Annotated in this window: 17 protein-coding genes and 2 tRNA genes; 12 read left to right on the forward strand and 7 right to left on the reverse strand. The window is 64.8% G+C overall.

What is annotated here, in order from left to right; genetic code table 11:
• Nucleotides 1-34 precede the first annotated feature (34 nt).
• Nucleotides 35-202, reverse strand: coding sequence for a hypothetical protein (locus CLU94_RS28325; RefSeq protein ID WP_171984974.1), 168 nt, complete (start codon nt 200-202; stop codon nt 35-37).
• A 178-nt stretch (nt 203-380) separates the two neighbouring features.
• Between CLU94_RS28325 and CLU94_RS04185 the strand changes: the two genes are divergently transcribed.
• The 5 genes from CLU94_RS04185 (at nt 381) to CLU94_RS04205 (ending at nt 3,103) form a co-directional block, all read left to right on the forward strand.
• Nucleotides 381-590, forward strand: a complete 210-nt coding sequence (locus tag CLU94_RS04185; protein WP_034755039.1) for a hypothetical protein — start codon at nt 381-383, stop codon at nt 588-590.
• A 60-nt stretch (nt 591-650) separates the two neighbouring features.
• Nucleotides 651-1,514 carry a hypothetical protein gene (locus tag CLU94_RS04190; RefSeq protein ID WP_099664724.1) on the forward strand — a complete coding sequence of 288 codons (864 nt, stop codon included), beginning with the start codon at nt 651-653 and terminating at the stop codon, nt 1,512-1,514.
• 58 nt (nt 1,515-1,572) lie between these two features.
• Entirely contained in the window at nt 1,573-2,751 is a 1,179-nt protein-coding gene (locus CLU94_RS04195; protein ID WP_099664725.1) for a methyltransferase, read from the forward strand.
• Nucleotides 2,752-2,807: 56 nt separating this feature from the next.
• A tRNA-Met gene (locus tag CLU94_RS04200) sits at nt 2,808-2,884 on the forward strand.
• A 142-nt stretch (nt 2,885-3,026) separates the two neighbouring features.
• Nucleotides 3,027-3,103 (forward strand) — tRNA-Met (locus CLU94_RS04205).
• Between the two features lie 64 nt (nt 3,104-3,167).
• On the opposite strand, the gene CLU94_RS04210 is transcribed toward CLU94_RS04205, so the two are convergent.
• On the reverse strand, nt 3,168-3,836 hold the full coding sequence (locus CLU94_RS04210) for a hypothetical protein (protein WP_143451340.1): 669 nt from the start codon (nt 3,834-3,836) through the stop codon (nt 3,168-3,170).
• Between the two features lie 217 nt (nt 3,837-4,053).
• On the opposite strand from CLU94_RS04210, the gene CLU94_RS04215 reads away from it, so the two are divergent.
• The 6 genes from CLU94_RS04215 (at nt 4,054) to dbpA (ending at nt 11,926) form a co-directional block, all read left to right on the forward strand.
• Nucleotides 4,054-4,572 (forward strand): sigma-70 family RNA polymerase sigma factor, encoded by a 519-nt coding sequence (locus CLU94_RS04215; RefSeq protein ID WP_099664727.1) that lies wholly within the window; start codon nt 4,054-4,056, stop codon nt 4,570-4,572.
• Between the two features lies 1 nt (nt 4,573).
• Entirely contained in the window at nt 4,574-5,581 is a 1,008-nt protein-coding gene (locus CLU94_RS04220; protein WP_099664728.1) for a FecR domain-containing protein, read from the forward strand.
• Nucleotides 5,582-5,682: 101 nt separating this feature from the next.
• Nucleotides 5,683-8,178 carry a TonB-dependent siderophore receptor gene (locus CLU94_RS04225; protein WP_257218670.1) on the forward strand — a complete coding sequence of 832 codons (2,496 nt, stop codon included), beginning with the start codon at nt 5,683-5,685 and terminating at the stop codon, nt 8,176-8,178.
• A gap of 75 nt (nt 8,179-8,253) precedes the next feature.
• A complete protein-coding gene (locus CLU94_RS04230) occupies nt 8,254-9,945 on the forward strand; it encodes an acid phosphatase (RefSeq protein WP_257218671.1) in 1,692 nt (563 codons plus the stop codon).
• Between the two features lie 205 nt (nt 9,946-10,150).
• Nucleotides 10,151-10,387 (forward strand): hypothetical protein, encoded by a 237-nt coding sequence (locus CLU94_RS04235; protein WP_077402076.1) that lies wholly within the window; start codon nt 10,151-10,153, stop codon nt 10,385-10,387.
• A 111-nt stretch (nt 10,388-10,498) separates the two neighbouring features.
• Nucleotides 10,499-11,926, forward strand: a complete 1,428-nt coding sequence (dbpA, locus tag CLU94_RS04240) for an ATP-dependent RNA helicase DbpA (RefSeq protein WP_099664730.1) — start codon at nt 10,499-10,501, stop codon at nt 11,924-11,926.
• Here dbpA and CLU94_RS04245 read toward each other — a convergent pair.
• From CLU94_RS04245 to CLU94_RS04260, 4 genes are all read right to left on the reverse strand, one after another.
• Nucleotides 11,913-12,455, reverse strand: coding sequence for a hypothetical protein (locus tag CLU94_RS04245; RefSeq protein WP_099664731.1), 543 nt, complete (start codon nt 12,453-12,455; stop codon nt 11,913-11,915). The genes dbpA and CLU94_RS04245 overlap by 14 nt on opposite strands.
• A complete protein-coding gene (locus CLU94_RS04250) occupies nt 12,448-12,981 on the reverse strand; it encodes a hypothetical protein (protein ID WP_099664732.1) in 534 nt (177 codons plus the stop codon). Before CLU94_RS04250 ends, CLU94_RS04245 begins: the two co-directional genes overlap by 8 nt.
• An 81-nt stretch (nt 12,982-13,062) precedes the next feature.
• Nucleotides 13,063-14,439, reverse strand: coding sequence for a cysteine--tRNA ligase (gene cysS / locus CLU94_RS04255; protein WP_099664733.1), 1,377 nt, complete (start codon nt 14,437-14,439; stop codon nt 13,063-13,065).
• Nucleotides 14,440-14,679: 240 nt separating this feature from the next.
• A complete protein-coding gene (locus CLU94_RS04260) occupies nt 14,680-15,921 on the reverse strand; it encodes an MFS transporter (protein WP_099664734.1) in 1,242 nt (413 codons plus the stop codon).
• 127 nt (nt 15,922-16,048) lie between these two features.
• Between CLU94_RS04260 and CLU94_RS04265 the strand changes: the two genes are divergently transcribed.
• Nucleotides 16,049-16,879 (forward strand): AraC family transcriptional regulator, encoded by an 831-nt coding sequence (locus CLU94_RS04265; protein WP_099664735.1) that lies wholly within the window; start codon nt 16,049-16,051, stop codon nt 16,877-16,879.
• A 37-nt stretch (nt 16,880-16,916) separates the two neighbouring features.
• Here the strand turns inward: CLU94_RS04265 and aqpZ are convergent, their stop codons facing one another.
• Entirely contained in the window at nt 16,917-17,612 is a 696-nt protein-coding gene (aqpZ, locus tag CLU94_RS04270; RefSeq protein ID WP_099664736.1) for an aquaporin Z, read from the reverse strand.
• Nucleotides 17,613-17,651: the final 39 nt, after the last annotated feature.

A 17,651-nucleotide genomic window follows, 5' to 3' on the forward strand; every position in this document is an offset into this window, starting at 1 on the left:
TACCGGGATAGGCTCTAAGGGCGTGGCAAAGGCGTCATCGAGCTAGCGGTTCGCGGCCCAGCCGGAGCAAATCCCAGCCCAGTTCGCGGCGGATCTGCTCGGGGTCGGGCGGGGGCCGGCGCTGTTCCAGCTCCGCTTTCAACCATTTTCTCACCAGCTCCTTGGCGGGCTGTACAGGCTTTTCCTTGTCACGCTTGTCCATGGTGCTACCTCTTCAATGGCGGTCAGACGACCTCCTATATACGTTCAACGTCACGGCGCGGATTCAGTTGACGTACGCGTGGCGCAGATGCAACAACGTGTAACGGTGGCCGGAGTGCGTTAAAATCGCCGCCTTCGCGTAGGCACCGCCTACGCCCCGCAACAGTTCAAGGAACCCCATGAAAGCCGCCCGCAGCCTCACCTTCAAGTGCGTAAAATGTCACAAATCCATGCAGGTTTACCTGCAAAAAGTCTCCGCCTGCTCGCATATCCAGCCGTATCAGGGCATTTGCGCATGCGGCGAACTCAAGCGTCACGCCACGGGCCAGGCCGATGCCGTCAAGTCCTACCTGGAATCGGCAGACGGTAGCTGGTCGCACCATCACTAATGGTTAAAGAATGGGGCGATATTGCCGTTAATTCGCCTATCTTCCCCATTTGAACCGACCATGTCCCAGCTCCCCGCCCTCCTTTCCGGCTCGCGCCAGCCCGCCGCCAATCCCCTGGCAGGACAGGCGCCGCCAAAAGCAGGCGCCGGCGCGTCCGGCCTGGCCGCTTCGCCCCTGATGCAGCGCACGGCGCAAGACGTGGTGGCGCTGTCGAAAAATGGCCTGGACCTGTCGGCCAAGGGATTGTCGCAACGGACCGATGCGCTGGGCAACGCCACGGTCGACGTGGCGCAGGATTTTCTCTCCACCATGACGCGCCAGCTGTTCGGCGACGGCGCCACGGTTGCCTTCGATTCCGTCGACCTGCAGGCCGGTTCCAGCTTCAGCAGTGGCAGCGCCAGCGTCTCGGGCGCCAACGGCAGCAGCCGCGCGGCCGCCTTCAGCCTCGATGAAAACGCGCATTTCCTCGGCAAGGGCAAGATCACGACGGCCGATGGCCAGACCTTCGACTTCGAAGTGGAAGTGCAATATCGATCGAACATCAGCGCGGGCGTCCTTGAGCAAACGCAAGAAGCCGACGAAGAAGCAAGCTCCGCCGACGACGCCAGCCTGCCCGCCAGGGAGTTGCCCGCCACGCACTTCGGCGGCAATCTGCACGACCTGTTCAAGCTGCTGGGCCAGCAATTGCAAAGCAATCTCTATCAGGGCACGTCCGATGGCGCCAGCGCCAGCGGCAAGGATGGCGACCTGGCGGGCAGCCTGAGCTTGCGTTTGCTCAAGCTGGTGCAGCCGGAGCATGCCACCGAGACCGCAAAAGTCGACAGGCAAGCCGTGGCAACCACGCCGGAAGAGCAGGCGCGCGCCCGTGCGCTGGCACTCGCCTATGGCACGGACACGGCAAACAGCACGGCCGGCGACGTATAATGGAAGACGGCCTGCGCAGGCGACCATGCCGCGCGCCCCCTTCTATCGATTGAATCCCATGTCCGACACTTCTTCACCTACCGTTCATCCGCAGATCCACTGGAGCGAAAACGGCGCCGAGCATTCGGCCCGCTGGCGCTCGGAAAGCGGCATGCCGCCGCCCAAGCGCGTCGTCATCGCCGACGACCGCACGACGGCCGACCAGGCTTACCGCCTGGCCTGCGAAGGCACGGCCATGCTGTGGCGCGGCGACTTCCAGAACGCGCGCCAGCTGCTGCAGGCGTTGGCGCGGCGCGCCGACCACAAGAACGACAAGCCAAGCAAGAAGGCCAAGGCCGCCAAGCTGGCGAAACCCGAACCGACTGCCACGGAAGCCTTCCATTTGCACCGCCAGGCCCAGTCGCAGCGCGCCCGTACCCTGGCCATGCTGCTGCTGCCTTTCGACGCCGACTACACGATTCCGCTGCGCCGCGCGCCGGACGTGAAACTGGCTTGCAATGAAGCGTATGGCCGCGGCGAAGAGCCGTTCGTCGCCTCGCTGCGCGAGCTGCTGGGCCTGATCGGCGCGCACGAATGGCGCCGCACGGGCGTGGAACTGCCGGCCCTGGGCCAGCGCATCCATCCGCATTACGGCGTGTTCGCGCCCATCCGCGGCGAGTACGTGGGCCTGGTGGCGGAAGCGCCGCTGCCCGCGCGCGCCAAGCTGGCCTTCGATATCGGCACGGGCACGGGCGTGCTGGCCGCCGTGCTGGCGCAGCGCGGCATCGAACGCATCGTCGCCACCGACCAGGACCCGCGCGCCCTGTCCTGCGCGCGCGAGAACCTGGCCCGCCTCGATTTGCAGGGCAAGGTCGACGTGGTGCAGGCCGACCTGTTCCCCGCCGGCCGCGCGCCGCTGGTCGTGTGCAATCCGCCCTGGCTGCCGGCCCGTCCAAGTTCGCCGATCGAATATGCCGTCTACGATCCGGACAGCCGCATGCTGCGCGGTTTCCTCGCCGGCCTGGCCGACCACCTGGAGCCAAGCGGCGAAGGCTGGCTGATTTTGTCCGACCTGGCCGAGCACCTGGGCTTGCGCCCGCGCGCGCAATTGCTCGAATGGATAGCGCAAGCGGGCTTGAAAGTCGTCGACCGCCTGGACGTGAAACCCACGCACCCGCGCGCCCAGGATGCGACGGACAGCCTGCACGCGGCCCGCTCGCAGGAAGTCACGTCGCTGTGGCGCCTGGCGGCGGCATAATCGAGGGTCTGAAACCCGGCCATTGCGCATTGCAGCAAACCCCGCTATAATTCGCCTGCGGGGTGGAGCAGTCTGGCAGCTCGTCGGGCTCATAACCCGAAGGTCACAGGTTCAAATCCTGTCCCCGCAACCAATATTTGAAAGCCGCTGATTCCTGCAAAGGATCGGCGGCTTTTTCCATGGCGGCGCGCTATGCCCGCGACCATCATGCAAGGCAAATGCCCCCGGTTGCGCTCCGCTCTTTCGCAATGCAACAAACTCGGTTATAATTCGCCTGCGGGGTGGAGCAGTCTGGCAGCTCGTCGGGCTCATAACCCGAAGGTCACAGGTTCAAATCCTGTCCCCGCAACCAATACATAAAAACCGCTGACTCCTGCAAGGGATTCAGCGGTTTTTTCATTCCAGGCCTGGCCCGCTCACGCGGCGACGCTGGCCCTGATCTGCCTGGCCGCCGCATGCAGGCTGGCCGCCACCCGTTCCAGCTTGTCGGCACCCGCCGTTTCGGCCAGCGCGGCAAAGGCGCTGATATGAAACGTGGCCACCATCGCCGGCGACACTTCCAGTTCCAGCGCGGTCTTGCTCAATTCCGTCGACGCTTCGAGGTAAGGCTCGCTGCCCGCCTCGAACGCCTGCTTCGTTTCCAGCAATTCCTGGCCGCCTTCCGCCTTGGCCAGGCACGCATCGACCTTTTGCTGGAAGGCCGGCAAGGTATCGCGCACGGGGCCGGCGTCCGGCGCCGCTTCGGGTTCCGGCTCCGCAGGTGCAGGCGCGGCTGCGGCCGGCTTGTCCGCCGGCGGCATGTCGCGCAGGGTCAGCCAGCGTTCGACGGCGAGGAAATCGGCAAACGGCTCGGCCACCTTGGGATTCATCAGCCAGACCTCGCCCGTGCGCCAGTCGATCCGGGCGCCGCGCTCATTTCTCGCCAACAGAATATCCTTGCCGCCATCGGCATTCGACACCCGGCCGATATCGAGCCAGTTCATCAGTTCCGCCTGGCGCGACATCGCGTTGACCCGGTGGAAAAAGGCCAACCATAAGAATCGGGCGACCAGGAGAACCAGGGCACCGCCAACCATCCACATCATTTTTCGCTCCGCACCACATCGACAGCCCGCATTTTCTCACATGAAAGCTTGCGCCAAGGAAACTTTTACATCTGCCGTGCGCGGGCGCAAATCCGCCGCCGCACACGACTTGGCGCGCAGTCGCATTTCAGCAACGCCGCGTTTTCCCGATTGCCTGGCGGGCGCCGCTACGTTATTATGAGAACAATTCTCATTTAGATTAAGTCATCCCGTACGCATGCTGTCCGCCCCTTCCCCGCCGTCCGATTTCCAGTCGCTGTATGCCGAGCACCATTCCTGGCTGCTGCATTGGCTGAAGCGCCGCCTGCACGATGCGGGGCTGGCGGGCGACCTGGCGCAGGATACCTTCCTGAAGATCTTCGTTGCGCGCAGCAGTGCCGGGATCGCGCAGCCGCGCCCTTTCCTGGCCACCATCGCCAAACGCCTGCTGGCCAACCACTGCCGGCGCGAAGCGCTCGAACGGGCCTACCTCGACGCCCTGCTGCACCAGCCGCATGCCTGCACGCCGTCGCCGGAAGCGATGTCCCTCCTGCTCGAATCGCTGCAACTGGTCGACCGCGCGCTGGACCAGCTTTCCGCCAAGGCCAGGGCCGCCTTCCTGCTGGCCCACCTGGACGGCATGACCTATGCCGAGATCGCTGCCGAACTGGGCACCACCACGCATTCCGTCAAAAAATACCTGAGCAAGGCCAACCTGCTGTGCTTTTTTGCCGTGCCCGATTTTGTCGCGCCCTGAGATGCGCGGCGCCACCGTCTACGCCCAGGGCCAGCCCATCGACCTGGCCATCGCCATGCAGGCGGCCGAATGGCTGGCCACCCTGATGAGCGGTGCCACCACGCCGGCGGAAAAAACAGCCTGGCAACAGTGGCGCCAGGCGCATCCCGACCACGAACGCGCGTGGCAGCACATCGAAAGCGTCAGCGGCAGCTTGCGCGAACTCGATGCGCAGGCCAGCCGCAAGGCACTGCTGCAACGTCCCGCCGCGCTCCCGGTCTCGCGGCGCAGCAGCCTGCGGTTGCTGGCGTGGGCATCGACCATCGGCCTCACGGGCTGGTTCGGCGCGCGCTCGGAATACGCGCCCGACTTTGCCCGCGCCGCGCTGGCCGACCTGTCCACTGGCGTGGGCGAACGCCGCGAGCTGACCCTGCCCGACGACACCCGCTTGCACCTGAACAGCGGCAGCGCCGTCAACATCCGCTACACGGGCACGCAGCGCCTGCTGCAGCTGGTGCAGGGCGAAGTCTTCATCGCCACCGCCCGAGAAACGGGCATGCCCTACCGCCCCTTCCTCGTCGAAACCGCGCACGGCCGCGCGCAGGCGCTGGGCACGCGCTACTCGGTGCGCCAGGCGGACGGCAGCACCGAGGTCGCCGTCGAAGAAGGCGCCGTCCGGCTGCTACCGCGCCAGGGCGATGGCAATCTGCTCCTCCGCGCTGGCCAGGGCGGCGGCATGACGGCGCAGCAGGTCTTGCCCGCGCACGCCGTTTCGCCCGACATCTGGGCCTGGCGCCAGGGCTTGCTGCTGGCCGATGCCATGCCGCTGCGCGACTTCCTGCATGAACTGAGCCGCTACCGCCACGGCTTGCTGGGCTGCGACGACGCCGTCGCCGGCCTGCGCATTTCCGGCGTCTTCCCGCTGGCCGACCTGGACGCCGTGCTGCTGTCGCTGCCCGACTCCCTGCCGGTGGACGTGCGCCTGCGCACTCGCTACTGGGTGCAGGTGGAAGCGCGCCAGCAGCGCTGACCATTTATTTTGAGGCCGACGCAAAAAAAAGTACCCGCTTTCGCTTCTCGCGTGACCTGTGTAGGCAACGTCCTTTTTGACGACTACACCACAAGGTAACCATGTCTCTTGCCATTCACTCCAAGCCGCGCATCAAGCGCATGGCGTATGCCATCCAACTCGTCTTCATCGGTTCGGCCCTGCTGCTGAACGCCCAGGCGCCAGCCCTGGCGCAGGAAAGCGCAGCAGCGCCAGCGGCCAGCCTCGACTTCCAGGTGCCGGCCGGCGACCTGGCGACGGCGCTGCGCCAGGTCGCCAGCCAGTCGCGGGTCATCCTCAGCTTCACGCCGGAGCAGACGCGCGGCAAGACGTCGGCCGGCTTGAGCGGCCGCCACGACGTGCTGGCCGCCCTGAACGGCGTGCTGCGCGGCACGGGCCTGAAGGCCGAGCGCAGCGTCAACGGCAGCTATGTGCTGCGCCCGGCCGATGCCGCGGCGGGTGGCGAAGCGCTGTCGATGATGCCGGAAGTGTCGGTCAAGGCGCAGCAGGATGCCACCGAAGGCTCGGGCGCGTATGTCTCCACCCTGCCGATCGCCACGGCCACGCCACTGGGCCTGTCGATCCGGGAAACGCCGCAGTCGGTCAGCGTCATCACGCAGCAGCGCATGCAGGACCAGGGCTTGAGTACGATCGCGCAAGTGATGGCGCAAACGCCGGGCATCACGCTGTATTCGCTGGGCAGCGAACGCACGGGCTTTACTTCGCGCGGCTATTCGATCACCAATTACCAGCTCGATGGCGTCAGCACGCATTCGGAAAACCTGGGCCTCGATGCAATACCGTCGCAAAGCCTGGCCGACATGGCGCTGTACGACCGCATCGAAGTGCTGCGCGGCGCCTCGGGCCTGATGACGGGCGCGGGCGATGCCTCGGGCACCATCAACATGGTGCGCAAGAAGCCGACGGCGCAATTCCAGGCCTCCGTCGAGGGCGAGCTGGGTTCCCACGATGAGCGGCGCGCCATGGCCGACGTTGCCGGCCCGCTCAACGACGCGGGCACGGTGCGCGGCCGCCTGGTGACAGTGTACGAGGAAGGCGACAGCATCGTCGACGGCTACAGCCGCGACAAGAAAGTGGTCTACGGCGTGCTCGAGGCGGACCTGTCCGCCGACACGAAACTGACGGCCGGCGTCACGCACCAGCGCAAGCGCTCGAACGGATCCCTGTCCTACCTGGGCTTTCCCCTGTTCTACAGCAATGGCAGCATGACAAACCTGCCCCGCTCCTTCAGCCCGGCGGCCACGTCGAATCGCTTCGACACCAATTCGACCGACGTCTTCGCCACTGTGGAACACACGCTGGCGAACGACTGGAAGCTGAAAATCTCGGCCAACCGCGTGCAGTCGTCGCAGGAAGAGCGCTCCGTCTACCTGAACGTCAGCGGCGGCTTGCCCGACCAGACCACGGGCGATGGCCTGCGCCTGAACGCCGACTACCGCGACTACCAGCTCCAGGTCAACAGCGTGGACGTCAACGTGCGCGGACCGTTCAGCGCATTCGGCCGCCAGCACGAACTGGTGCTGGGCATGGACTACAACGAATTTCAAAGCACGACGGATGCACGTTTCGACAACGGCATCGAGCGCACGCCTGTCAACCTGTACCGCTGGAATCGCACGGCGACGCCCGTGTTTGGCAGCACCAGCACTCCCTACGACAGCACGCGCCGCCAGGCCAGCGCGTATGCCGCCACGCGCCTCAATCTCTCCGAGCGCCTGAAACTGATCGCTGGCGCCAAGGTGCTGCGCTACAGCGAGAATTACATTTTTGGCGTGCCTTCCGACCAGTTTTACAGTACATCGCCAGCGTCGGAGAGCCGCGTCTTCACGCCATATGGCGGCCTGGTGTTCGACATCGACGGCACGCACAGCGCCTACGCCAGTTATTCCACCATCTATCAGCCGCAAGCATCGCAGGACCGCTACGGCAAGCTGCTGGCGCCGCGCGAAGGCAAGACCCTGGAAGCGGGCGTCAAGAGCGGCTGGCTCGATGGCCGCCTGAACACGGCTGCCGCGCTGTACCAGATCCGCCAGGACAATCTGGCCGAATCGGATCCGGGTTATTACGTGCCTGGCACAAAGATTTCCGCCAACCGCGCCATCAAGGGCGCCAGGACCCAGGGCGTGGACCTGGAAGCGACGGGCGCCCTGACGCCGGACTGGAACATCTCGGCCTCGTGGTCGTACAGCCAGACGGAAGACAATACGGGCAAGAGCATCCTGACCACCTTCCCGCGCCACCTGGTGAAACTGTGGACCACTTACCGCCTGCCCGGCGAATTCAAGCGCCTGACGGTGGGCGGCGGCATGAACTGGCAAAGCCGCGTGTATTCCGACATCGATGCGTGGCAGGTCGAGCGCACCCTGCATTGGGAACAGAAGGCGTACTCGGTGGCCAGCCTGATGGCGCGCTACGACGTCAGCGACAAGCTGTCGGCCACCGTCAACGTGGCCAACCTGTTCGACAAGCAGTACACGGCTTCCGTGTCGGACTGGTGGTTGTCGGGCATGCATGGTCCGGCGCGCAAGGTGGCGTTGACCGTGCGCTACCAGTTCTGATGCGCTGAAGGGGGGCGAATATTTCACACTATCGAGGGGCCGGTGATACAATTTTCCGCTTCACGGGCACAGACCATGGCCCGTGCCACCCAAGGAGAATGTGTGAAGGACCTCGCCCCCGCCCTGCCAGCCGATCCGGCCGACCAACCCGCCAATCCCTCGCGCCGGCGCATTTTCCAGGCCGCTTCCGCAGTCGGCCTGGCCGCCAGCCTGCCCGCGCTGGCCGATGCCGCGCCAGCCAGGAAGACCATCGCCAAGGGTTCGCTCGACGCGAAACTCAAGGCGCACGTCAAGAACGTGGTCGTGATCTACCTGGAAAACCGCAGTTTCAACAACCTGTTCGCCAACTTCCCCGGCACCAGCGCGCCCCTGTCCGCCGTCACGGCCGAACAGGCGCAGCAGCTGGACCGCGACGGCAAGCCGCTGGCCACCCTGCCGAAGATCTGGGGCGGCCTGGTGCCGAACCAGCAGAATATCGGCGGCATCGATTACCTGATCAAGGAAGACCAGATTTCCGGCCTGCCCAACGCGCCCTACAAATTGAGCGACGCGGCCGGCAAGCCCCTGCCCGAGAGCATCATCACGCGCGACCTCGTGCACCGTTTCTATAACAATCAGATGCAGATCAACGGCGGCAAGAACGACGGCTTTGCCGCGTGGGCCGACAGCGGCGGCCTGGTGATGGGCCATTACGGCGAAACGTCGAAAAACCTGAACCTGTGGCAGATCGCCGAACAGTACACCTTGTGCGACAACTTCTTCATGGCGGCCTTCGGCGGCTCCTACATGAACCACCAGTTCCTCGTGACGGGCCGCGCCAACGAATATTTCAATGCTTCCGAGACGGCGGCGAAGAAAAAGATCGCCGTGCTGTCCGACGGCCCGCAAGGCGTGCGCCTGGCGATCTCGCCCGACTGCCCCGCCTCCGCGCTGGACGGCAAGCCGAAATACGTCAACGACGGCGCCCTCACCCCGGACGGCTATGCCGTCAACACCATGGCGCCGCCATATCAACCGAGCTACATCCGCCCGGCCTTCGACGGCGACCCGCTGCATGCCGACCCGGCCGACGCGAATACCCTGCCGCCGCAAACCTACGACACCATCGGCGACCTGCTGTCGCGCAAGGGCGTCAGCTGGGCGTGGTATGGCGGCGGCTGGCAAGCGGCGCTCGACCACAAGGGCGGCGGCAGCAAGCCGAACTTCCAGTTCCACCACCAGCCGCTGAACTACTTCAAGCAGTTCGCCCCCGGCACGGCCGCGCGCGCCGAACACCTGCGCGACGGCGGCACGGGCGACAGCCCGATCTCGAACAAATTCCTCGCCGCGGCCGTGGCGGGCAAGCTGCCGGCCGTGACCTTCTACAAGCCGCAGGGCAATCTGAACCTGCATGCCGGTTATTCGGACATCGAGTCGGGCGACCAGCACGTGGCCAACGTCATCCAGCATCTGAAGGAATCGCCGCAGTGGAAAGACATGATCGTGGTGATCACGTTCGATGAAAACGGCGGCTGGTGGGACCACGTGGCGCCGCCGAAGGGCGACCGCTGGGGGCCGGGCACGCGCATTCCCGCCATCGTCGTCTCGCCGTACGCGAAGAAAGGCGCCGTCGACCACAGTTTTTATGACACGACGTCGATCCTGCGCCTGATCACGCGCCTGCACGACTTGCCGCTGCTCGAAGGCTTGAAAGTGCGCAACGACGCATTCGCGTCACGCGGCGCGCTGCCGCCGGGCGACCTGACGGGTGCGTTGAGCTTCCGCTAAGCCCCACACAGTGCGGCACGCCTGTGATACACTGCGTGCCGCACTTAAATCCGCAGGACAAGTTTTCCTGCAGGTTATCCCAACAATGAGCCCGACTCCAGTAGCCGGGCTTTTGTTTTGTGGATGAAGTTAAAGCGTATAGACATAGGCGGGCAGCACCTTGCCCGCCCCCTGGCCATCGCAAGCCAGGGACAGAGGTTAGCAAATGAGAGATAAAAAAGACAACGCCACCATCGACTTGCCCGGCTTCGGCCCGCCGCCAGCGCCCGAGGCGCCAGAGCCGGCGCCGGAACCGCAGCGCCGCGCGCGCGCGCGCAAGGTGGCCTTGAAGCAGGTGCAGCTCGAATTGCTGGAGCCGACCGATGCCACGGGCCTGCCCGTGTGGACGCGCGACGCCGGCCTCGATCTGACCGGCTTGCCCATCTGGGCACCCGACAATTAACACCCCATGCCGGCGGCCGTTTGCCGCCGGCTTCCACACCACCATCCGCACAAGGGCGTAGAACGCCTGTAGACTGTGCCCATCCACCCGCTTTTTACCGGCTCCGCCCCTATGAACACCACCACTGACACCACCACTTCCTTTTCCAGCCTGCCGCTGACGCCCGCCTTTTTGGCCAACCTGGACTCGCTCGGCTACCACGAGATGACCACCATCCAGGCGCAAAGCCTGCCGGCGGTGCTCGATGGCCGCGACCTGATCGCCCAGGCGAAAACGGGCAGCGGCAAGACGGCCGCCTTCGGCATCGGCATCCTGCACAAGCTCAATCCGGCCTGGTTTGCCGTGCAAGGCCTGGTGCTGTGCCCGACGCGCGAATTGGCCGACCAGGTGGCCAATGAATTGCGGCGCCTGGCCCGCGCGGCCGGCAACATCAAGATCCTGACCCTGACGGGCGGCGCGCCGATGCGCCCGCAAATCGCTTCGCTGGAACACGGCGCCCACATCGTCGTCGGCACGCCGGGCCGCCTGCGCGACCACCTGGGCCGCGGCACCATCAACCTGAATCACGTGCAGACGCTGGTGCTCGATGAAGCGGACCGCATGACGGACATGGGCTTTTACGAGGAAATCGCCGGCATCGTCAGCGCCTGCCCGGCGCGCCGCCAGACCTTGCTGTTCTCGGCCACGTATCCGGAAGACATCCGCCGCGCCACGGCATCGTTCCTCGTCAATCCGCTGGAAGTGACGGTCGAAGCGCAGCATGACAACGACAAGATCGAGCAGCGCTTCTATGAAATCGGCTTCGACGAGCGCAACAGCGCCGTCGGCAAGCTGTTGAAGCACTTCAAGCCGGAATCGACCCTGGCCTTCTGCAATACCAAGGTGCATTGCCGCGAACTGGCCGAAGAACTGCGCCAGCAGGGCTTTTCCGCGCTGGCACTGTACGGCGAGCTGGAACAGCGCGAGCGCGATGAAATCCTCGTGTTGTTCGCCAACCGCAGTTGCTCCGTGCTGGTCGCCACCGACGTGGCTGCGCGCGGCCTCGATATTTCCGACCTGGGCGCCGTGATCAACGTCGACGTGTCGAAGGACACGGAAGTGCACATCCACCGCATCGGCCGCACTGGCCGCGGCAGCAAGAAGGGTCTGGCCCTGTCGCTGTGCGCGCCGAACGAGAAAAAATGGGTCAAGCTGATCGAGCAATACCAGAACAGCGCCGCCGAATGGCACGACCTGAAGGAACTGGCGGAAGATGACGGGATGGAGGCGCTGCCGGCGCCGATGGTCACCCTGTGCATCATGGGCGGCAAGAAGGACAAGCTGCGCCCGGGCGACCTGCTGGGCGCGCTGACGGGCGACGCGGGCCTCACCAAGGAGCAAGTGGGCAAGATCAATGTGTTCGAGTTCATGACCTACGTGGCGCTCGACCGCAAGGTGGCCGAAGCGGCCTTCAAGCGCCTGAACGCAGGCAATACGCTGGGCCGCGACTTCGGCAACATCAAGGGCCGCAGCTTCAAGATGCGCTTTATCGAGGCGTAAGCCGCTGTAATGCCCGCAGGGCCGCCATGGCCCTGCGTCCCGGATAACCGTCCCACACGGGATATTGATGGCGGTAGTAGCAGTTCCAGTAGCTGACGGCGCGCCGCTGCAGCGTATCCACATACGCGGGGTTCTCCCGCAGGTAGCGCGCCAGCGCCTGCGCATTCCAGGCCGGCAGCGCCGCCCCGATTCTCTCGACGATCTCCAGCACGTATTCACCGCACAGGTGCACGACGAACGGCACCGTCCACGCCCGCTCCTGCAGCAACAGCTGCCTTACACACGCTTCGCGCAGATGGCCATCGTGGTGGCGCGTGCCCAGGCACAGGGCGATCACGCCCGCGTCGCCGGGCAGCTGCGTACAGGCCAGCAATCGCTGGCGGTCGTAATACGTGCGCGTCGGGATCAGCAAGGCCTCGCCATCCTGGCAAACGGCAAATGGCTGGTGTGCCTGGCTGCTCCCCAGCGCGGGCAGCAGCTGCGCCACAGTGCCGGCCAATGCCGCCGGAAAGGCGCCTGCTTCAAGCATCGCGCTCCTCCTGGCACACCTTGCGCACGCCCAGCGCAGGTTTATCCACCTTTTCAAAGATCACATTCGAATACCATGCGGCCGGATCGCCTTCGGTGGGCTTGCCCAACGAGATATAAAAGCCGCCGTAGGTGAACAGGGCCGTGGTTTCCTTGCCTGGCGTCGCACCTTGCAGGAAGCCGGGCCAAGCCGCCTTGTCGACTTGATTAAAACGCGCGGCCAGCAGCACCAGCAGGCGCGCGTGCGAGGCCGGCGCATACGGGAACAGATACAGGTATTCGACCAGTTCGCCGCCGTCAGCCAGGCGCGTGACGGCGGCCGTCGCCGCCTCGACCTCACCACCAAAACTGCACAGCACTCCGCCGCTGTAGGCGAAATCGATGACGGTCGCCGGCGCACACGCCTGCCGTTCGCGGTCGACGCCGACGGGCGGCAGTGCGCGCACTTGCGCCAGCAGCGCCTCGCTCGATGTAGCCAGCGCGGGAAAACCGGGGCAGGCGCTGGCCGCCTGGACGGAGTTAGACAAGGCAAGGCAACAACTCAATAGCAGCAAACGACGCTTCACGGCATCTCCAGTTTCATCAGGCGGCCATTATGCAGGACATCTTCACAAAGGCCGCGCCTGTTGCCCCTGCGGCGTATCGTCGATCTCATAGCCGGCCGCGCGCGCCAGTGCGCGCAAGCGGTCCGCCTCGGCCCACTGGCGCTCCAGGCGGGCGGCAGCCCGTTCCGCCATCCACACCTGCACCTGCTGCGGCACTTCCACCTGCGCCGGCTGCCAGGCCAGCAGGTCGAGTCCCAGGGCCGTATCGAAACGGGCCATCGTGGCCTTTTTCACGGCGTCGGGCAGCCCGCTTTTCAGCAGCTCCCAGGCCACGGCCAGCGCGCGCGGGTAGTTCAGGTCATCGTTGATGCAGCTCATGAAGCGCTCATGCCATGCAGGATCGGCTTCGCCGTCCGCAGCACCCAGGCCATGCACGGCCACGCGCAAGCGCGCCAGGCCGCTGGCAGCAGCGCGCAAGGCGTCGTCCGTGAAATTGAGGCTGCTGCGGTAATGGGCGCCCAGGCACAGGTAGCGGTAGGCCAGCGGATCGACGCCCTGCTCCACCAGGCTGTGCAAACGTAAAAAGTCACCCGACGACTTCGACATCTTCGCGTCCTGCGTTTTCAGGAAGGCACCATGCAGCCAGAAATTCGCCAGGCGCGTGCCATGGCGCGCTTCCGTTTGCGCGATCTCGTTGCTGTGGTGCACGGCCACGTGGTCTTCGCCGCCGCAATGGATGTCGAAATACGCGCCCAGGTGTTTTTCCGCCATGGCCGAGCATTCGATATGCCAGCCAGGGAAACCCAGGCCCCAGGGACTGTCCCACTCCATCTGCCGCTGGCCCGGCACGCCGCTGAACTTCCACAGGGCGAAGTCGCAGATATCGCGCTTCTCGCCCAGGTCTACCCTCTTCCCTGCCTGCAGGCCGTCGCGATTCAGGCGTGCCAGTTTCCCATAGCTGTCCTGGCGCGTCGTATCGAAATAGATGCCGTCGTCCGTGCGATAGGTATAGCCCTTCGCTTCCAGGTCGCGGATGAAATCGATCTGCTCCGCGATATGGTCGGTGGCGCGGCACCAGACGGTGGGCGGCAGGATATTGAGCTGGCGCAGATCCCCCTCGAACGCGCGGGTGAATTCGGCGGCGATATCCCAGGCGGACTTGCCGCTGCGGGCGCTGCGGGCCTCGATCTTGTCGTCGCCGCTGTCCGCATCCGACGTCAGATGGCCCACGTCCGTGATATTCATCACGTGGCGCACCCGCAAACCGTTGAATTCGAGCGCACGGCGCAAGCCGTCGACAAACAGATAGGTGCGCAGGTTGCCGATGTGCGCGTAGTCGTAGACGGTGGGGCCGCAGGCGTACAGGCCCGCCTGGCCCGGGGCGATGGGATCGAACGGACGCAGGCTGCGGCTATACGTATCGTACAAATGAAGTGTCATGCGGGGCTTTCATGCGCGTTGCGGAAAAAGAAAATGGCCACAGGTTTTTCAACACTGTGGCCATCGGAATGAGGAGTAAAAGTTTAACGGCGCCGGGCCGCATCCTCACGAAGCCAGGTACACGGACACAGCGCAGCGGCGGCGCGGCGGTATGCAAGGACTGGAGGGAAGATGGAAGAAATCATGATGAGAATATCGCATGCACGCGGGCGGGCCGTCAAGCCCTCCCGCAATGCGCGCTTATTTTTTCGCCTGCTCGATATGCGGCAGCAGCACCGTCAGGATGCCCAGCAGCGGCAGGTAGGAGCAGATTTTATACACATAGGCGATGCCCGATACGTCGGCCAGGTGGCCCATGGCGGCCGCCGCGATGCCGGACACGCCGAACATCAGGCCAAAGAAGATCCCCGCGATCATGCCCACCTTGCCCGGCACCAGTTCTTGCGCAAACACAACGATGGCGGAAAACGCGGAAGAAATGACGAAACCGATGATCACCGTCAATACAGCCGTCCAGAACAGGTCGACATACGGCAGCAGCAGGGTAAATGGCGCGGCGCCCAGGATGGAAATCCAGATCACGCGCTTGCGGCCGATGCGGTCGCCGATGGGGCCGCCCATGAAGGTGCCGGCCGCCACGGCGGCGAGGAAGAGGAACAGGTACAGTTGCGCCGCGCCGATCGACAGGTGAAACTTGTCGATCAAATAAAACGTGTAATAGCTCGACAGGCTGGCCATGTAGATGTATTTCGAGAACACCAGCAAGGCCAGCACGCCCAGGGCACCCATCACCTTGTTGCGCGACAAGTTCGGTCCATGGCCGCCCGCCTTCGGCTTGAAGCTGGCCAGGTGGCCGCTATACCAGTGGCTGACCTTGTACAGCACGCCGATGGCCAGCACGGCAAGCAAGCTGAACCAGGCGATATTGCCCTGCCCGCGATTCACGATGACGGCGGCCGCCAGCAACGGACCCAGGGCGGAGCCGACGTTGCCGCCCACCTGGAACAGCGACTGGGCAAAGCCATAGCGTCCGCCCGACGCCATGCGGGCCACGCGCGACGCTTCCGGGTGGAAAGTCGACGAACCGACGCCGATCAGGCCCGACGCGATCAACAGGGTCGGGAAGGTCGAGACGATGGACAGCATCAGCACACCGGCCAGGGTAAAACACATGCCGACAGGCAACAGGAACGGCAGCGGACGACGGTCCGTGTACAAGCCGATCCAGGGCTGCAGCAACGATGCCGTGCACTGGAACGTCAGGGTTATAAGGCCGACCTGGGTAAAGCTGAGTGAAAACTCGGCTTTCAGCATCGGATAAATCGACGGCAGTAATGCCTGGATCAAGTCATTGAGCAAATGCACGAAGGCGACGGCGCCCAGGATGTGCATGGCCAGACCGGATTGTTGTTGGGAACTAGGAAGCGAGGGCGCCGCCGGCACGGGCGTCGCCAATGCTGGGGCAGGTGTGGTTGTGTGCATGTCTCATCCGCAATAATCGGGCACGGCGGGCGGCCCGGCAAAGAAGCCAGTATAGTATGGTCACTGAACTGATAACTTCCAATAATCGTCGCCCAAGTGACAACCAAGAGACAAACCCGCGCCCCACATGTACACCCAGCAACCCGCCCAGACCCATCCCGATGGCGTGCCGTTCAGCCGCAGCACCAGCTCGCACGATTACCAGCACGTGCCGCGCCCCGTGACGGCCATGTCCAGGCAATATGCGGCGGGCGACTATACGGCGCCGCACAGCCACGTGCGGGCGCAGCTGCTGTATGCGACGGAAGGCGTGATGCGCGTCTCCACCGAACACGGCGTGTGGATATTGCCGCCGCGGCGCGCCCTGCTGATCCCCGTGGGCGTGGTGCATGAAGTCCACATCTTGAGCGAACTGAGCATGCGCACCGTGTACATCGATGCGCAGGTGGCCGCCCCGTATGGCGCCGATTGCAAGGTGCTGGAAGTGAGCCGGCTGTTGCGCGAGCTGATCCTGGCCTTGCTGGCCGAGCCGATCGAATATGCGCTGGCGGGCCGCGGCGACTGGCTGGCGCATTTGATCCTGTCGGAGCTGACGGCGGCCGATACCGTGCCCATCGCCATCCCCTGGCCGCGCGACCGGCGCCTGGTGGCCGTCTGTTCGGCCATCATGAGCGCGCCCGGCAGCCGGCGCAGCATCGAGGACTGGGCGCAGGACGCGGGCGCCAGCGCGCGCACCCTGATCCGCTTATTCCCCAAGGAAACGGGCTTGCACTACCGCCAATGGCTGCAGCAAGTCCACCTGGCCGAGGCCTTCTGCCGCCTGGACCGGGGCGAAGGCGTGGCGGCCATCGCCTATGCGCTGGGCTACGCCAGCCCCAGCGCCTTCAGCGCCATGTTCCGCCGCATCCTGGGCCGCACGCCGCAGCATTACCTGAGCGAGTGGCGCGCCGCCGACTAAATGAAAAAGCAGCCCGCGGGCTGCTTTTTTTACATGTTCAAGCTGATTCTTTTTCGCCGGCAATCAAGCGGTAGGCCAGCGCGCCCAGCAAGGCGCCGATGATGGGTGCCAGCCAGAACAGCCACAGCTGGCTGGTGGCCCAGTCACCCACGTACAGGGCCACGCCCGTGCTGCGGGCCGGGTTGACGGAGGTATTCGTGACGGGAATGCTGATCAGGTGGATCAGGGTCAGCGCCAGGCCGATCGGCAGCGGGGCGAAGCCGGCCGGCGCGCGCTTGTCGGTGGCGCCCAGGATGACGATCAGGAAGAACATCGTCAGCACGATTTCAATGACCAGCGCCGACAGCATCGAATAGCCGCCCGGCGAATGGGCGCCGAAGCCGTTCGAGGCAAAGCCCTTGCTGACATCGAAACCGGCCTGGCCGCTGGCGATCACGTACAGCACGCCGCCGGCCACGATGGCGCCCAGCACTTGCGCAATGATGTATGGCAACAGTTGATTGGCGGGGAAGCGGCCGCCGGCCCACAGGCCGATCGAGACGGCAGGATTCAGGTGGCTGCCCGAGATGTGACCGATGGCGTAAGCCATGGTCAGCACCGTCAGGCCAAAGGCCAGCGCTACGCCGGCAAAGCCGATGCCCAGGCCGGGAAAGGCGGCGGCCAGCACGGCGCTGCCGCAACCGCCGAAGACCAGCCAGAACGTGCCGAGAAATTCGGCGCCATATTGTTTCATGATGTATTCCTTTAAAGTGACGAGAAAACGTGCCAGGGA

The sequence above is a fragment of the Janthinobacterium sp. 13 genome (assembly GCF_002749695.1).
GTDB classification, from domain to species: domain Bacteria; phylum Pseudomonadota; class Gammaproteobacteria; order Burkholderiales; family Burkholderiaceae_D; genus Janthinobacterium; species Janthinobacterium kumbetense.

Coding starts and splice junctions, on each gene's coding strand:
- CLU94_RS04210 (WP_143451340.1), bottom strand. CDS start 3,836: ATGATGTGGATGGTTGGCGGTGCCCTGGTTCTCCTGGTCGCCCGATTC.
- CLU94_RS28325 (WP_171984974.1), bottom strand. CDS start 202: ATGGACAAGCGTGACAAGGAAAAGCCTGTACAGCCCGCCAAGGAGCTG.
- CLU94_RS04260 (WP_099664734.1), bottom strand. CDS start 15,921: ATGCACACAACCACACCTGCCCCAGCATTGGCGACGCCCGTGCCGGCG.
- cysS (WP_099664733.1), bottom strand. CDS start 14,439: ATGACACTTCATTTGTACGATACGTATAGCCGCAGCCTGCGTCCGTTC.
- dbpA (WP_099664730.1), top strand. CDS start 10,499: ATGAACACCACCACTGACACCACCACTTCCTTTTCCAGCCTGCCGCTG.
- aqpZ (WP_099664736.1), bottom strand. CDS start 17,612: ATGAAACAATATGGCGCCGAATTTCTCGGCACGTTCTGGCTGGTCTTC.
- CLU94_RS04220 (WP_099664728.1), top strand. CDS start 4,574: ATGCGCGGCGCCACCGTCTACGCCCAGGGCCAGCCCATCGACCTGGCC.
- CLU94_RS04185 (WP_034755039.1), top strand. CDS start 381: ATGAAAGCCGCCCGCAGCCTCACCTTCAAGTGCGTAAAATGTCACAAA.
- CLU94_RS04190 (WP_099664724.1), top strand. CDS start 651: ATGTCCCAGCTCCCCGCCCTCCTTTCCGGCTCGCGCCAGCCCGCCGCC.
- CLU94_RS04225 (WP_257218670.1), top strand. CDS start 5,683: ATGTCTCTTGCCATTCACTCCAAGCCGCGCATCAAGCGCATGGCGTAT.
- CLU94_RS04245 (WP_099664731.1), bottom strand. CDS start 12,455: ATGCTTGAAGCAGGCGCCTTTCCGGCGGCATTGGCCGGCACTGTGGCG.
- CLU94_RS04215 (WP_099664727.1), top strand. CDS start 4,054: ATGCTGTCCGCCCCTTCCCCGCCGTCCGATTTCCAGTCGCTGTATGCC.
- CLU94_RS04230 (WP_257218671.1), top strand. CDS start 8,254: ATGGCCCGTGCCACCCAAGGAGAATGTGTGAAGGACCTCGCCCCCGCC.
- CLU94_RS04195 (WP_099664725.1), top strand. CDS start 1,573: ATGTCCGACACTTCTTCACCTACCGTTCATCCGCAGATCCACTGGAGC.
- CLU94_RS04235 (WP_077402076.1), top strand. CDS start 10,151: ATGAGAGATAAAAAAGACAACGCCACCATCGACTTGCCCGGCTTCGGC.
- CLU94_RS04265 (WP_099664735.1), top strand. CDS start 16,049: ATGTACACCCAGCAACCCGCCCAGACCCATCCCGATGGCGTGCCGTTC.